We start from the raw sequence: 15,919 nt of genomic DNA on the forward strand, positions 1-15,919 counted from the left end.
TATCACCTCAGTTCCTTGGTTTAGCGGGTCATCCCCGTCAGAAAATCGGCTTCAGGGACAACCTGATAAACCGCATCATGTTTGTGGTACTTGATAACCACAGCTTTTTCCCCCGGAGCTATCTCTGAATGGCTTCGGGCTTCAAGGCGCAGATGAGCGCCATTGACCATGCAGTCAAGAACGCCCGTCGTGTCAGAAATTGCGTAGATGGCAACCCCGGTTTTACCCAGTACATCGTTATTGCACGCTCGGGAATTGCGAAAAAGGGGTTTTAAAGGGCCAATCACGATGGCGGCAGACTTGATGGACAGAGCAGCCGAGACCAGCAGTACCAGGGCGCCACCAATGATTGAGGGAAAACCACTGGCAAACATGCTCAGTACCAGCAGGTCACCGAAGTAGCTGATGGTCCAGCCGCAAAGGCTTACGGCGGTTAATGCAACAGACAGCGGCACCTCGCCCAGGCCAAGCGATGCCATTACACCGGCTATGCCCTCAAGGCCGCCGTCAGGAAGGTCCGCATCGATGTCAGGAGTATCAAGGTCCGCCAGCCCCATCAGGGCAACAGCCCAGTAAAGCAGGCAGAAGAGCAGCAGGCCCGTCCAGAAAAGTGTCGGGAATGAGAAGGTAATCGTAAAAAACGCTTCCATACGTTGAGCTATCCCTGCGGACCGGCGTGGAACATTTAACCTGTCGCCCGTCACATCCTTTATACGCGGTTGGTGTAACCAACCCGATCCATATATTATATTTTCGTAATCAGGGAGAGCTTACGATATTCACACAGCGACAGGAAGTGACACATGTCAGAAGTGGACAAACAGAAGAGCAAAACGGAGATCTCGTCCGCAAATCAGGCACCAGCCGCCGTCACAGTCACGGAAAGGATGCCGGAACTGAGAGCCAAAGCGGCCTCTGTGGTGCAGCAGCTCGCAGCGGTGGGCGCCCGGGATCTGGAAGAACGCCGGGACATGGTGGCCGAAGTAGAAACACTGGGCAAAGACGTCGAGCACAAGCTGTCGAAAACCAGTGCCCTCCTCAGAAAACCCATTCACGAACTGGCAGCCGCAGCGGAGGATGGCAGCGATGTTGACCAGGCGCTGCTTGCCCTGCAGGGCAAGGTCCGGGAGGTAAATCCCAATGAGGTTGATTTTTCCATGGGATTTGTTCGCCGGATGCTGTCACGACTGCCATTTGTAGGATCGCCCATATCGAAATGGGCGGCCCGATACCAGCAAGTCAGTTCCGTTATCGATGACATTGCCAACGGCCTGAGGCTGGGCATGCAGCAACTGGCCGAAGATAACAAAACCCTCGCAGACGACCGTGACCGTATGCGTACACTGACATTCGAGCTGGAAGACTATGTCGCATTCGGCGAAGTACTGGATGAAGAAGTCGTCGCGTTAATAGAAAACGAGCCCGACGCCGACAGGAAAAAGTTTCTGCAGGAGGAAATCCTGTTCGCATTGCGGCAGCGAGTCCTGGACCTGCAGCAACGCCTGGCGGTGAACCAGCAGGGCGTTCAGTCCGCTGACCTGTTGATCGGGAACAACAAGGAGCTGATTCGCGGCATCAAGCGGGCGCTCGATGTCACCGTTGAGGCGCTGTCCGTTGCATCCACGATCGCGATGGGGCTCGCCCGTCAACAGAAACAGCTGGAAGCCCTGCAGGAGACCAACCGGACTGCATCTGATCTTCTGCTGCAAACCTCCGAACGTCTGAAGGATCAGGGCGTGGCGATCCATAAGGATGCCGCCAGCGCATCTCTGGACATGGAAAAGCTGAAACAGACCTTTGCCAACAGCCTTGCCGCCTGGGACGACATCAACAGTTTCCGTCGCGATGCCTTGCCGACAATGCGTAAAACCATCGATGAACTTCAGCATTTATCCGATGAACAGCGGACCCTCACGGAACAGATGGAAAAAGGGCAGCAGGCCAGAAACCGGTTCGCCGAAGCCTTCACCCTTGAAGCTTCTGGCGGATCATAAATCAGCTGGGCCCGCGCGAAGATACGGGCCTTCCTGTTCCCACCTCTACCTGGATTTCCTGACTGAAAGCACCTTAATCACATGTAACCGCCCGGGGCCTGTGAATCATTGACGCGTATTACAAACGGCGTAGCCTGAGGGGTGATCAACTGAAACGTGAAATTCATCCGACATTCAGGGAATAGCCAAATGCCAGTAGAAAAGCACGACCTGATCCATGAACTGCCCGAGTCAAAAGACACCATCCATCATCTGAAAACCAGCAACAACCACTTTGCAAAGCTGTATCACGAGTATCATGAGGTGGAAACCGACGTGCACCGGTTCGAAACGGGCGCTGAGAACACCTCCGACGAACACCTGGAAGACCTGAAAAAGCAGCGCCTTCACCTCAAGGACCAGTTGTTCCAAATGATCCAGGAACACGAGGCGTCGGCATCAGAATAAATAACATCTTCAACAAGCGTGATGTGAACAGTCATTCAAAAATACTGACGTCATAGGTCGATATTCTCCGCTTTTCGACGCCGCGGTTTCTGCTGATACTGAGGCGTCAAAATTAACCAGCGAGGGGTATCCATGAGCGACCTAATGCAAGCTTTGAAGTTTCAGAACATTGACCTACCAAACCGCTTTGCGCTGGCTCCGATGACCCGCACCAGTGCTGAAGCCGACGGCACACCAAATCTGCTAATGGCAGATCACTACGAGCGCTACGCAAGAGGCGGCTTTGGCCTGGTGATCACCGAAGGCACCTACACCGACAACAAGGCCAGCCAGGGTTACGCCAACCAGCCCGGCATTATCAATGAAGCCCAGATCCAGGGCTGGAGGACCATTGTCGACCGGGTCCATGCCGCAGGCAGCAAGATTTTCACCCAGTTGATGCACGCCGGCGCCCAGTTCCAGGCCAACCGATACACAGACCAGCCCCTGGGCCCAAGCGAAATAGCACCCAAAGGTGCGCCTCTCGGTTTTTACGGCGACCAGAAAGTCTGGCAGGTGCCCAGCGCAATGAACAGCGCCGACATTCAGGTCGCCATCAATGGTTTTGCTCAATCTGCGGTGAATGCTAAAGCGGCGGGATTCGACGGTATCGAGATTCACGGCGCCAATGGCTACCTGATCAACCAGTTCCTGAGCACGCATTTCAACAAGCGTGACGATAACTACGGTGGTTCGCTGGAAAACCGCATGCGCCTGGCCGTCGACGTTACACGCGCGGTGCGTAAGGCCGTTGGTGAGGATTTCCCCGTCGGCATCCGGCTTTCACAGGGAACAGTCACGGACCCGGACTACCAGTTACCTGAGGGCGCAGCGGGCTTCCGCAAAATCGTGGAGGCGGTGCGTGACGCCGGTGCAGATTTTGTTCACACCACCGACGGCGACGTTAACAGGCAGCATTTTGTGGATGGCGACCAGACCCTGGCAGGCGTTGCCGCTGAGGTACAGGGTATTGACCTGATCATCAACGGCAACATTGATGAAACCAACTGCCAGAATATTGCCAACCAGTTCCCCGGTGCCCTGCTCGCGGTGGGCAAAAAGGCACTGGCCAATCCGGACTTTGTGCAGCGCCTGAAAGACGGCAAGGAAATTGCCGACATCAACTTTGAAATGCTTCAGCCCAAAGCCACCATCTCCAACGAGCTGGCGTGGCGGAAACAGAACGCCGCCTGATCCAGTATTGAAAAATTGAAAACGACCTGCTCCCGACAGGGCGTGAACCGTTTGGGTTCGCGCCCGTAAGCTAAAAGAATCGGGAGCAACTTCATGCAAATTTTCTGGCTCAAACGTAACCTTCGGCTGCAGGACTCCGAGCCTTTCTATTGCAGCATGAGGGATTACAGACACTATGGCGGCGTCCTGCCGCTGTACATTCACGATCCCGACCTGATCCGCCAGCCAGACGTCTCACGCCAACATCAGGCTTTTATTCAGGAAACCCTGACCGAACTTGCCAAGGAGCTTGAGGCTCTGGGTGGTGGCTTGCTACAAGCCGTTGGGGAATCGACTGCGGTACTGGATAAAATCCATCAACTGTCCCCCATCAAACGCATCTGGACGCACCGGGAAACCAGCCAGCAAAGCGAGTATCAGCGAGACAAACAGGTAAGAGTCTGGTGCAACGCCCGGGGAGTGGAACTGGTAGAAGTCGAGCAGAACGGCATTGCCCGTGGAAGCCAGAAAGCGCTTTCCTTCCCCGAGTATTTTTCAGCCTCAATCAACCTCACACTGAAGGACCCTACCGGTACTGATCTGTCCAAGCGATTCGCGCCATTACCCTTCCCCTCCTGCTGTGAGAGTGAGATCCCACTGGCCCGAGGCGCTGACAAACCCCTGCGTCAAAAAGGGGGACGCAAGGCCGGGAAGAAAATTCTCGATCAGTTTTTCAACGTCCGCAACATCAGCCGCTACCCGTCGCGGATCTCCAGCCCCAACACTGCCTGGGATGGCTGCTCGCGGATTTCAACCTATCTGGCTTACGGCATAGTTTCGGACCGGGAAGTGTTTCAGGCCGTGGATCGGGTTGTTTCAAGTGGGCACGAAAAGCAGAACAGCGTGCAGTTCCAGCGCCTGCAGGATCAGGCCAGGTTCTTTCTGGATCGGCTGAACTGGCGGCGGCAGTATATCCAGACCTTTGAGAGATACCCGGCGCCGGTGGTCGACCCAAAAGCCACCGCGAAAATTGCAAGGCGCCGAGTTCATGCCATCAGGAATGGCGTGACCGAGTCCAGCCAACTGGGCCTGATTTAGGTGTCAGCATTTGGCTTCTGATCCTCAAAGGCCAGGTCCAGGGATTCAGGCCCTGCCTGAACCATGGGCTCAAAATGACCGGCGGTGCCTCGGGTCAGGTCGGTGACGCGCCGACGGCGATAGAAGATAAACCCACCAAGCCCGGCAAGCACCAGAGCGATATAAATCGGCAAAGCGTGAATGCCTAATACGCCCATCAGGGAACCCGCCAAAACTGGCGCCAACGCGCAGCCAGCTCCGTGGAGCATCAACATGGCGGAAGACCCCGCAACCATTTCATCCCGGGGTAACTGATCCACCATCTGTGCCACCGACAGGGGGTAAAGCGTAAACGCCAGCCCACCCCAGAGAAAATACAGGCCTGTCAGTACCTCAGGCGACGGCGCCAGAGGCATAAGCGCAGCAGTACCGGCAGCCAACAGCACAATCCAGTTAAGCACCCGTGGCCGGTCATGGCGATCTGAATAACGCCCCACCGGAATCTGGAAAATTGCACCGCCGACAATGGCCAGGCTCATCACCAGCGCCACCCCGGCGTTATCCAGGCCCAGTTTGACCGTATACACCGGGGTCATTGCCCAGAAAGCGCCCATCGCCAGGCCGGAAAGCAGGGCCGCGGCCACCGGCAGTGGCGCGTGGCTTGCCAGCGCCCGCAGATTCGCCCTTGGCCTGCCGGAAACCTCGGGCTCCGGCTTGCTGGTCAGGGTAATCGGCAGCAGGGCCCAGCAGATCAGGATCGACACCAGCAAAAACAGCAGCGGGCCGTCCGTACTGCCAAGCCTGAGAATCTGCTGCGCCAGTGCCAAAGCACCCAGATTGACCGCCATATAGATCGCGAAAATCCGGCCCCGCTCCGACGGCACTGCCTGGCTGTTGAGCCAGCTTTCGATCACCGTAATCAGGGTGATGTAGGACAGCCCATAAACAAACCTGAGCCCCAACCAGACCCAGGGGTCGATAAACACCAGATGCAGAAGAGCTGCGCTGGCACAAATGGCCGCGCAGAAGGCAAATGTTCGAATATGGCGCATGCGCCGGATCAGGTGTCGACCGGCAAAACTGCCGCATATAAAGCCTGCAAAGTAGCCTGACATAATCAGGCCCAGGAACGGCGTGGAAAAGCCCTCCGCCGTGCCCCGTAAGGCGAGCAGGGTGTTGATCAGGCCGTTACCAAGGAGTAGAAGGGCCACGCTGATCAGTATCGAACGGATGGGTCCCAGGACAGACAGAATTTGCATGAGTGGCTCCTCAAAACATCTGTCTGATTAGCTCTGCATTATACGGACCAATTTCTCATCAACCGCTTTCTTCCCCTGCTCACGAGATAACACCGCGATCCCGGAGGTCCTGAATCTGCGCTTGCGACAGACCAGCGATTCGGCCGAGGACGGAAGTTGACTGTTCGCCCAGAAGCGGTGGCGCGGTTCGATAGGTCACTGGTGTCAGTTTCAGCTTGATCGGGTTGCCGACCATGGGCACTTCGCCCAGTTCCGGGTGGGCAATGGTCTGCTTCATGCCCCGTGCCAGCACCTGAGGGTCGTCGAATACTTCATCGAGGGTGTTTACCGGCCCGCAGGGAACCCCCGAAGAGTCCAGGATCTCGACCCACTCCCGGGTGGAGCGCATCACAGTGGCCTGCCGTAGTCGGGGAATCAATTCCCTGCGGTTGGCCACCCGGGCGCGGTTGGTGGCAAAGCGCTCGTCACTGGCCCAGTCCTCATGGCCAAGGGCTTTGCAAAGCCGGGCGAACTGCTGGTCGTTGCCCACCGTCAGAACCATATTGCCGTCGGCCGTCGGGAAATCCTGGTAGGGCACGATATTGGGGTGGGAATTGCCCATCCGGGTCGGGGCCTTTCCAGTGGTCAGGTAGTTCATTGCCTGATTGGCCAGGCAGGCTACTTGCACGTCCAGCAGGGCGGTTTCCACATGCTGGCCCTCACCGGTGCGGTCCCGATGGCTTAGCGCCGCGAGCACGCCAATAGTAGCGTAAAGACCGGTTATTATGTCCGTCAGCGCAACCCCCACCTTCATAGGCCCGCCGCCCGGTTCGTCGTCCGGGTGCCCGGTGATACTCATCAGCCCGCCCATGGCCTGAATCAGGAAATCATAGCCGGGCCGGTTGGCATAAGGGCCATCGAGGCCGAACCCGGTAATCGAGCAATAGATGAGCTTCGGATTGATCTGCTTCAGGCTGTCATAATCCAGACCGTAGCGTTTGAGCCCGCCTACCTTGAAGTTTTCGAGCACCACGTCCGATTCTGCCACCAGCTTACGAACCAGTTCCTGACCCTCAGGATGGGTAATGTCGATCGCCAGGGACTGTTTGTTCCGGTTGGCGGTCAGGAAGTAGGCGGAAAGATCGTTATTGCCGTTCGCACCCTGCAGATAGGGCGGGCCCCAGGAGCGGGTATCATCGCCGATTCCCGGGCGCTCGACCTTGATCACCTCGGCACCCAGATCCCCAAGAACCTGGCTGGCCCAGGGGCCGGCCAGAATTCGCGAAAGGTCGAGAATTCGCAGGTGAGACAGGGGGCCTGACATCAAACTCTCCCGAGGCGCCAGCCGTTATGAGCCGGTAACCGATGCCGCCAGCATTTCCGCGGTAATCGCCGACAGCGTCCAGCCCAGGTGGCCGTGGCCGGTGTTGTAGAACACCGTAGGCAACTTGCCCTTTCCCACCCGGGGCATCATGTTCGGCATCATCGGGCGCAGCCCGGCCCAGGGCACAACGCGACGGGTGCAGACACCGGGGAAACACTCTTCCACCCAGCGGGTCAGGGGCTTGATCCGGTCATCGCGGATGTTGCGGTTGTAACCGTTGAACTCGGCGGTTCCGGCAACCCGGAAGCGGCCGTCACCGAGGCGACTGGTCACCAGCTTGGTGGCATCATCCAGCAGGCTGACGGTCGGCGCTGCCTTCTGAGAGGCCTCGTCGTCCAGCTCAACCGTGATGGAATAGCCCTTCACCGGATAGACGTTCACCCGATCACCCAGCTTGGCGGCCAGTGATCGGCTGCCAACACCGGCACAGATAACCACGCCATCGAAGGTGTCGCGGTTCTGCTGCTCGCCGTCAAAAGCGGTTACCCAGGCGTGCCTCTCGTCGGCGCTGAGTTCGGTCACCGTATTCCCGTAACGGGTTTTGACGCCAAGGCGCACAATGGCGTCGGCCAGGCCGTTGGTAAACTTGTGGATGTCACCGGTGGAATCGCTTTCGGTGAAGAAACCCCCGTAATAGGTTCCGGCCAGTGTGGGCTCAATGGTTTTCATTTCATCCGGGGTAACCGCACGGCGCTCGAGCCCCCCTGCGGCCAGCAGCTTCGAAACATGGGCGGCGTGATCAAAACCGGCCTTGTCGCGGTAGATGTGCAGAATGCCCTGCTTTTTCAGGTCAAAATCGATGTTCTCTTCCTGCGCCCACTGGAACAGATAATCCCGGGCGGCAATGGCCAGGCGGGCGGTTTCCGTGGTGTTCTTCTCGTACTGGGGGATGGCCGCCATGAACTCTGCAAACCAGCTGAGCTTGTGCAGGGACGGCTTCGGGTTGACCAGCAGGGGCGCATCGTTGCGGAACATCCACTTGATGCCCTTGGCAATGGTCTGCCAGTTGTTCCAGACCTCGGCGTTGGAGGCCGACAACTGGCCGCCGTTGGCAAAGGAAGTCTCCATTGCGGCGTAGCGGTGTTTTTCATAGACGGTAACGTCGAGGCCGCGCTTGGCCAGGGTGTAGGCTGTGGTGATACCGGTGATACCGCCGCCAATTACTGCAATCCGCTTCATCGGATTTGCCATATCGATCTCCTTCAGGTTGTCCAGACGCGCCCAGGGTTTCCTTTCTACGCAAGTCGGTAGAAAGCACCCCTTCCGTCTATGTACCTGAGAGATTCACGCGCCGTTTCCAGTCAGAATGAAATCGGCGGCTTGCTCCTTCGGTGTGCCGACTGACGCAGTCGTCGGCAGCTCTTCGGAAAGTCGTCGTATCAGCGGTCCTTTTGCCTGAGAGTTTCCGGGGCAGTTGCTCCTTCGGCGCCGAACTCACGAACAGGTTCGTGTTTCAGTCTCTCCCGCTGGCACGTCTGGCCGGGTTTCAGGCCAGATGAACCTGCAAAATACCAAATAATTCCGATGATCGAAACCTGAACTCGAGCCCGAATTGCTTTTTCTCATCCCCTGATTCCCGGTATTTGCCACGGCAGACCGGAACCAGCCTTTGTCAAAATCATGTAAATCCAGACAATCTCGGGGTTTACGGTAAACCAGTCCGGATCACGCGTGGTATGTTGAGGAGCATCCGAACTTTCTGCAACCGATGGAAACCCATTGTCCATGACGGCAGTTATCAACAAGCATTACGCCAGGCCGGGACTATTTCTGTGTGTTTTGCTTCTCGCCGCCTGTGCGTCAGTGCCGGAAAATCCGCCCGAACCCGTGGAACTGCCAGACCAGTTCAGTGCTAGCGGCAGCGCCAACCCCGAATTGCCAGACGCCTGGTGGACCGCCTTTGACGACGGCGAGTTGAACCAGCTTGTGGAAACTGCTCTGAACGGTAATCTCAGCCTGCGCGCCAGTTACCAGCGACTGCTTCAGGCCCGGGCCCTGGCCGACCGTCAGGGCGCGGGCCTGCTGCCATCCCTGGATGCCACCGCAAGCGCTGAAACCCGGGAATCTGACACCGCCCAAACTGACAGTTTCAGCGCCGGTCTCAATGCCAGCTATGAGCTGGATCTGTGGGGCCGAGTGCAGTCACTCACCGAAGCAGAGGAACTGCGGGCTGCCGCCAGTCAGGCGGACTACCAGGCCGCTGCGGTATCCCTGAGCGGCGAAATCGCCAGCACCTGGTTCCAGCTGGTGGAACAACGAGCGCAGCTTGCACTGGCCCGATCTCAGTTGGAGACCAACCAGAATGTATTGACGGTCATCGAATCCCGATTTTCCATGGGCCAGAGTGGCAGCGCCGATGTGCTGCGCCAGCGTCAACTTGTCAGCGCGTCAACGGAACGCCTGATCAACATTCAGGGCGAAATCAGTGTGCTGCAGAACCAGCTTGCAGTACTTCTCGGGCAATCTCCGGGCAAGGCCAACCTGCCCGATGAGCAGTCCCTTCCCGCACTTCCACCCCTGCCGGATACCGGCGTCCCTGCCGAGCTGGTTCAACGCCGTCCGGATCTCCAGCAGGCCTGGCGGGTGGTTCAGGCCGCGGACCAGGACCTGGCAGCGGCCATCAGCAACCGTTTCCCCAGAATTTCCATTGAAGCCTCCGTCAGTTCCCAGGCCAACGACGCCAGCGATCTGTTCGATAACTGGCTGGCCACCCTGGCGGGCAACCTGTTGGTGCCCCTGATAGACGGTGGCGAGCGCCGCGCCGACGTTCGCCGTTCCGAAGCCGTGCTGGAAGCCCTGATTCAGGAATACGGCCAGTCGGTGCTGACCGCGATCCGCGAAGTGGAGGATGCCCTGGCCCGGGAGCAGCAACAGAAACAGCGACTGGCAAGCCTGGAACAGCGGATCGGGTATGCGGATACAGCCTATCGGCAACTGCGTAATCAATATCTGAACGGTGCAGTCAGCTACATCGAAGTACTGAACGCTTTGCAGGAGAAGCAGGATCTTCAGCGCAATATCCTCAACACCCGCCAGCAGCTGCTCACCACCCGCGTGGCACTTTACCGGGCCCTGGCCGGGCGAATCGAAGATAGCCAAGACAAAGATCGAAAAGAGAGCAACGAGGCATGAGCCAACCGATCAACGAAAACGCCGCCCGCCCCGAACGTGGCAGGGCCGGCCCGCTGAAAACCCTGTTCGTGTCCCTGATGATCGTGCTGGTTGGCGCCGCTCTGATCTGGCTAATCTTCAAGACCGAACCCACCGCCACCCGCAAAGACGCCGCCCGGGAAACCGCCATGCTGGTGGACGTGCGAACCATAAGCCGCGGCGACTTCACGCCCACGGTGGAAGCCATGGGACAGGTGATGCCCGCCCGCGAAGTTACCCTGGGCTCACGGGTCAGCGGCGAAGTTGTGAGTCAGGCAGAGGTATTTTCACCGGGCCGGCAGGTCGACAAAGACGAAGAGCTGCTTCGAATAGACCCGGCTGATTACGAGGCCGCGCTGCTGCAAAGGCGGAGCGAACTGATGCAGGCGCAGGCGGATCTTGAGATTGAACAGGGCCAACAGACCGTTGCCCGGCAGGAATTCGAGCTGCTTGGGGAAAGTATTGAAGCGGTTAACGATGCACTGATACTACGCAAGCCCCAGCTGAACCAGGCGAAGGCCCGTGTTGCCATTGCCGAAGCAGCGGTCAAACAGGCGGAACTGAACCTGGCCCGAACCCGCATTCGCGCGCCCTTTCCAGCGCAGGTGCTCAGCCGGGAAGTGACCCTGGGCTCTCAGGTCAGTTCCGGCCAGTCCCTGGGCCGACTGGTTGGCACCGACGAATACTGGGTAGAGGCTACCGTACCACTGTCAAAACTGCGCTGGCTGAGCTTTGATGCCAACCCGGATGCAGCGACCGCGCCGGTGAGACTGCGCCATGATACGGTCTGGCCCAGTGGGCAGAACCGTGAAGGCAGGCTGACGCAACTGGTCGGCGAACTGGACGACAACGCCCGCATGGCCCGGGTGCTGATTACGGTTGAAGATCCCCTCGCCCTCGACCAGGCCGCTGGCCAGCCACCACTGATACTCGGGTCCTTTGTCCGCGCTGAAATAGACGGCCAGACCCTGGAAGACGTAGTCAGAATCGAGCGGGGCCTGGTGCGCCGCAACAACACGGTCTGGGTGATGGAAGACCGCAAGCTGGCCATCCGGGACCTGGACATCGTCTTCCAGGATCAGGAATACGCCTATATCCGCAACGGGCTCGAAGACGGCGACCAGTTAATCACGAACGAGCTTGCCTCAGTGGTTGGCGGCGCCCGTCTGCGGCTGGAAGGCGACAACAATGAGTGAGTCACCCCGAAAACAGGGCTGGGTCGGGCCTATTGAATGGATGGCCCGCAATTCCATCGCCGCCAACCTGATCATGATCATGCTGCTGGCCGGCGGTTTCTGGATGGCTACCGAAGTCCAGAAAGAAGTCTTTCCGCAGTTCCAACTGGACATGGTTCAGGTATCGGTCAGCTATCCCGGTGCATCGCCAGAGGAAGTGGAACAGGGCATCCTGCTGCCGGTCGAAGAGGCGGTCCAGGGCATCCAGAGCATCGAGGAGATGACATCTACAGCCCGGGAAGGCAGCGGCAATATCCAGCTGGAGCTGGTGGTGGGCACCAACCGCATGCAGGCCCTGCAGGACATAGAGCAGGCGGTTGACCGCATCCGCACCTTTCCCGAGCAGGCAGAAGAACCCCGGGTCAGACTGATCACCCCCACCCGGGACGTGATGGAACTGACCCTGTATGGCGACGTGGATATCTGGACCCTGCGCCAGTTGGGTGAACAGCTTCGCAACCGGCTACTGGTCGAAGACGCCATTACCCAGGCGGTCATCAACGACGTGCCCACTTACCTCACCAGCGTTGAGATTCCCCAGGAAACCCTGCGCAAATACAACCTGACCCTGTCGGAAGTGGCCAGCCGCATCGAACAGTCCAGCGAGGACATTCCCGCCGGTTCCATGGCAACCGGCACCGGCGACATTCTGCTGCGGTTGAAAGACCGCAAACAATGGGCTGACGCCTTTGAAAGCATTGTGATTCTCAACGCCGAATCCGGCGGCGCAGTGACTCTGGGCGACATCGCCACGGTTAGAGACGGTTTTGAGGAAAGCGGCTTTCACTCCCGCTTCAACGGCGTACCCTCCGTTGAAATCGAGATCTTCCGCACCGGCGCGCAATCGCCCCTGGACATCGCCGCCGCGGTCGAGACCGTGATGGCGGAGATGGAAGTTACTCTGCCCGACGCGGTCAAACTGAGAATCGACAGTAACCGTGCCGAAGACTTTGAAGACCGCATGGATATGCTGCTGGAAAACGGCGTCATGGCCATGCTGATCGTGCTGGTGATCCTGAGCCTGTTCCTGGAGTACCGGCTGGCGTTCTGGATCATGATGGGCATGACCATCTCGTTTGTGGGCAGTGTGCTTTTTCTGCCGGTGATGGACGTCAGCATCAACATGATTTCCATGTTCGGGTTTCTGATGGTGCTGGGGATAGTCGTGGACGACGCCATAGTGGTGGGCGAGAACATCTACGAATACCGGGAAAAAGGCATGAACTTCATGGACGCCGCGATACAGGGCGCCAAGGACATTGCCGGGCCGGTCACCTTCAGCATCCTGACCAACATCGTCGCTTTCCTGCCACTGCTGTTCATTCCCGGGGTGACCGGCAAGTTCTGGTGGCCCCTGGGCGTGGTGGTGATTCTGGTGTTGGCCATTTCGCTGATCGAGGCGCTGTTCATTCTGCCCGCCCACCTGGCTCACAGCGGCAAGGGCAAAGTCACTATCTATGGCCACTGGATGCACGCTATCCAGCGCGTGTTTTCCCGCGGATTCCAGGCGGTGGTAGACCGGGGCTACCGGCCACTGCTGGATCTGGCCCTGCGGTTCCGCTACATCACCCTGTCCGCCGCAGTGACCATCATGGTGGTATCCGGGGCCTATGCCGTCAGTGACCATATGGGCATGATCATGATGCCGGAAGCACCGGCGGATGAAATCGAGGCCGGCCTGCGCCTGCCTGTGGGCACCACAGCCCGACGCGCTGGCGAAATGGCGATGACCATTACCCGAGATACCCAGCGGCTGTTCGAGGAAAACAACCTGGGGCGCAACGTCGAAGGCATCAAGACCAACGTGCGGGGCCAGGAGTTCATTGATGTGGAACTCGTGCTACTCCCTGAAGAGCAGCGGGACATGTCGGTCCAGGAAATCATTGATCTCTGGCGCAATGAACTGGGGGATTTCAAGGGCGTTGACCAGATCACTTTTGAATCGGAACAGGGCCCCGGCAGTTGGCGGGACGACATCAGCGTGGATCTGAGCCACACCGACATCGACACCCTGGCCCGGGCCAGCCAGCGCTTCGTCGAAGAAATGAAGCAGATCAGCCAGACCCGCAACGTCAACGACAACTACAGCACCGGCAAACCCCAGTTCGACATCAGCCTGACCGGTGAAGGACGGGCCCTGGGGCTGTCCGGAGCCGAAGTGGGGCGCCAGCTACGGGATGCCTTTTACGGCAGCATTGCCCTTCGCCAGCTGCGGGGCATCAACGAAAACGAAGTGCGGGTAATGCTGCCGGAATATCAGCGGCAGGACGTGCACTACCTGGAGAACTTCGTCGTCCGGACCAGCGAAGGCCAGGAAGTACCCCTGATGGACGTGGCCGAAGTCACCATCAGTGAATCCTTTCGTTCCATCGACCGGCGGGACGGCAGGCGGGTCATCACCGTGGGTACCGATGTGCAACCCAAATCCGCCATCAGCCAGGTGCTGGAACTGACCCAGACCGAGATATTGCCGCAACTGAGAGCCGACTTCCCCGGCCTGACCTGGACCTTCCAGGGCAGCCAGGCCGATCTGCGGGAGTCCACCTCTGCACTCTGGGGTGGCTTTGGTCTGGCCATGTTCGCGATCTTCGCGCTGCTGGCCATCGCCTTTGGCAGCTACCTGCAGCCGCTGGTCGTGATGCTGGCGATTCCGTTCGGCGCGGTGGGTGCGATTATCGGCCACATGATTCTGGGGATGGAGCTGTCGCTGGTCAGCATTATGGGCATTGTTGCCCTGTCTGGGGTGGTGGTGAACGACTCGCTGATCATGGTGACCTACGCCAACCGGCAAAGGGACCGGTTGGGCCCGGCGGAGGCCATTTATGAAGCTGGCCTGCGCCGGTTCCGTCCTATTGTGCTGACGACGCTCACTACCTTTGGTGGCCTGGCACCAATCATCGCGGAAACGTCCCTGCAGGCAATCTACCTGATTCCCATGGCGGTATCCCTGGGCTTCGGCATCGTGTTTGCCACCGCGCTGATCCTGTTTCTGGTGCCCTGCCTATACCTGGTGCTGGAAGATGCAAAGGGTCTGGTTAACGGCTTGAAATCTTGATCGCCTCGTCGACGATGGTTTTACCGATTTCAGGTTCGTATTTGGCCCAGATGGGGCGCATCACCGTCTGCCAACGCGCCAGTTGCTCCGGCGTCGGTTCAAGAAGCGCCACGCTCTTCATCCGTTTGATCGCCGCCTTGTCATTACGGCTCTTGGCAACGGCGACGGCGTTTCCGTAACGCAGGGACACGCTGGCGGCGTGCCGGAACAGACGTCGCTCTTCTTCCGTCAGTTCAGACCAGAACTCGTTATTGGTGATGAACATATAGCCCAGCACACCGTGGTTCGACTCCATCATGTAAGGCTGGTACTGGTAGAAATTCATCGAATAGATGTTGGACCAGGTGTTTTCCTGACCGTCCACCACCCCGTCCCTCAGTGCTGGGAAAGTGGCCGGGAAAGACATCGGCACAGGCTCCGCATTTACCGCCTGGAACTGATCTTTGAGAACGTCTGAATTGATCACCCGGAAACGAAGTCCCGCCAGGTCCTGGGGGCTTTCAAAGCGGCGATCCGCCGACAGCTGTTTCAGGCCATTGTGCAGGTAACCAAGACCCAATACGTTGTCGCCGGTCATGCTGTTCAGCAGGCGCTTGCCAGTGTCACTGGACTGGAACTCATTCACCTTTTCCATATTCGGGAACAGGAAGGGAAGGTCAAACACCTTGAGGCTTGAAGTGTATCCGTCAAACTTGGACAGGGCAGGCGCTGCAAAGTGAATCCGGCCTTCGGAGATCGCATCCACCGACTCTTCATCGGACATCAGTTCGGCGCTGTCGTAGACCACCACTTCAAAGCGGCCCGGCATCTTTTCCTCAACGATGTCCTTGAACATCAGCGCCATTTTGCCTTTCGGCGTATCCGGACTAACCACATGGGAAAAAATGAGTTGCTGGGCTTCCGCCTGTGCCCCTGAAGAAAAGCTCACGCTTGCCGCAAGCAGAATCGCCCCGAAATGTATTCTCATGGTTTACCTCTTCCCGATCATTATTCTTTTTTTCTCGTTGTCGAGTGGCTGCCACACGCAGCCGGGTAAAACCAGTAGCAATTAGCTCTCCAGTTTCAGAACTCCATGAGATTACAAATTGTTAGTGAAAGGCAGGGACTGGCAATCGGCGGATTCCCGC

Annotated in this window: 12 protein-coding genes and 1 riboswitch; of the genes, 7 read left to right on the forward strand and 5 right to left on the reverse strand. The window is 58.2% G+C overall.

What is annotated here, in order from left to right:
* Positions 1 to 20: 20 nt before the first annotated feature.
* Positions 21 to 650: a hypothetical protein gene (locus E5Q11_RS10990; protein WP_135803482.1), complete on the reverse strand. Its 630-nt coding sequence runs from the start codon at positions 648 to 650 to the stop codon at positions 21 to 23.
* Positions 651 to 803: 153 nt separating this feature from the next.
* Here E5Q11_RS10990 and E5Q11_RS10995 point away from each other — a divergent pair, with 153 nt between their 5' ends.
* The 4 genes from E5Q11_RS10995 to E5Q11_RS11010 all read left to right on the forward strand — a co-directional run bounded on the left by E5Q11_RS10995 (position 804) and on the right by E5Q11_RS11010 (position 4,751).
* A complete protein-coding gene (locus E5Q11_RS10995; RefSeq protein WP_135803483.1) occupies positions 804 to 1,994 on the forward strand; it encodes a toxic anion resistance protein in 1,191 nt (396 codons plus the stop codon).
* Positions 1,995 to 2,183: 189 nt separating this feature from the next.
* Positions 2,184 to 2,441 carry a YdcH family protein gene (locus E5Q11_RS11000; RefSeq protein WP_135803484.1) on the forward strand — a complete coding sequence of 86 codons (258 nt, stop codon included), beginning with the start codon at positions 2,184 to 2,186 and terminating at the stop codon, positions 2,439 to 2,441.
* A 144-nt stretch (positions 2,442 to 2,585) separates the two neighbouring features.
* The gene (locus E5Q11_RS11005; RefSeq protein WP_225315013.1) at positions 2,586 to 3,674 is read left to right on the forward strand and encodes an NADH:flavin oxidoreductase; all 1,089 of its coding nucleotides are present in this window, start codon (positions 2,586 to 2,588) and stop codon (positions 3,672 to 3,674) included.
* 93 nt (positions 3,675 to 3,767) lie between these two features.
* A complete protein-coding gene (locus E5Q11_RS11010) occupies positions 3,768 to 4,751 on the forward strand; it encodes a deoxyribodipyrimidine photo-lyase (RefSeq protein WP_135803486.1) in 984 nt (327 codons plus the stop codon).
* Here E5Q11_RS11010 and E5Q11_RS11015 read toward each other — a convergent pair.
* From E5Q11_RS11015 to E5Q11_RS11025, 3 genes are all read right to left on the reverse strand, one after another.
* A complete protein-coding gene (locus E5Q11_RS11015) occupies positions 4,748 to 5,989 on the reverse strand; it encodes an MFS transporter (protein WP_191964471.1) in 1,242 nt (413 codons plus the stop codon). The genes E5Q11_RS11010 and E5Q11_RS11015 overlap by 4 nt on opposite strands.
* Positions 5,990 to 6,068: 79 nt before the next feature.
* Positions 6,069 to 7,292 (reverse strand): CaiB/BaiF CoA transferase family protein, encoded by a 1,224-nt coding sequence (locus tag E5Q11_RS11020; RefSeq protein WP_135803487.1) that lies wholly within the window; start codon positions 7,290 to 7,292, stop codon positions 6,069 to 6,071.
* A gap of 24 nt (positions 7,293 to 7,316) precedes the next feature.
* On the reverse strand, positions 7,317 to 8,531 hold the full coding sequence (locus E5Q11_RS11025) for a D-amino acid dehydrogenase (protein ID WP_135803857.1): 1,215 nt from the start codon (positions 8,529 to 8,531) through the stop codon (positions 7,317 to 7,319).
* A gap of 194 nt (positions 8,532 to 8,725) precedes the next feature.
* Positions 8,726 to 8,828, reverse strand: a riboswitch (glycine riboswitch).
* A 249-nt stretch (positions 8,829 to 9,077) separates the two neighbouring features.
* Here E5Q11_RS11025 and E5Q11_RS11030 point away from each other — a divergent pair.
* From E5Q11_RS11030 to E5Q11_RS11040, 3 genes are read left to right on the forward strand one after another with little or no spacing between them, the layout of a single operon-like run.
* A complete protein-coding gene (locus tag E5Q11_RS11030; RefSeq protein WP_135803488.1) occupies positions 9,078 to 10,484 on the forward strand; it encodes an efflux transporter outer membrane subunit in 1,407 nt (468 codons plus the stop codon).
* Complete coding sequence (locus tag E5Q11_RS11035; RefSeq protein ID WP_135803489.1) at positions 10,481 to 11,698, forward strand: efflux RND transporter periplasmic adaptor subunit; 1,218 nt, start codon at positions 10,481 to 10,483, stop codon at positions 11,696 to 11,698. Before E5Q11_RS11030 ends, E5Q11_RS11035 begins: the two co-directional genes overlap by 4 nt.
* On the forward strand, positions 11,691 to 14,792 hold the full coding sequence (locus E5Q11_RS11040) for an efflux RND transporter permease subunit (protein WP_135803490.1): 3,102 nt from the start codon (positions 11,691 to 11,693) through the stop codon (positions 14,790 to 14,792). Before E5Q11_RS11035 ends, E5Q11_RS11040 begins: the two co-directional genes overlap by 8 nt.
* Here E5Q11_RS11040 and E5Q11_RS11045 read toward each other — a convergent pair.
* Complete coding sequence (locus E5Q11_RS11045) at positions 14,773 to 15,759, reverse strand: DctP family TRAP transporter solute-binding subunit (RefSeq protein ID WP_135803491.1); 987 nt, start codon at positions 15,757 to 15,759, stop codon at positions 14,773 to 14,775. The genes E5Q11_RS11040 and E5Q11_RS11045 overlap by 20 nt on opposite strands.
* Between the last annotated feature and the right edge of the window lie 160 nt (positions 15,760 to 15,919).

The organism is Marinobacter confluentis (assembly GCF_004785685.1).
GTDB classification, from domain to species: domain Bacteria; phylum Pseudomonadota; class Gammaproteobacteria; order Pseudomonadales; family Oleiphilaceae; genus Marinobacter; species Marinobacter confluentis.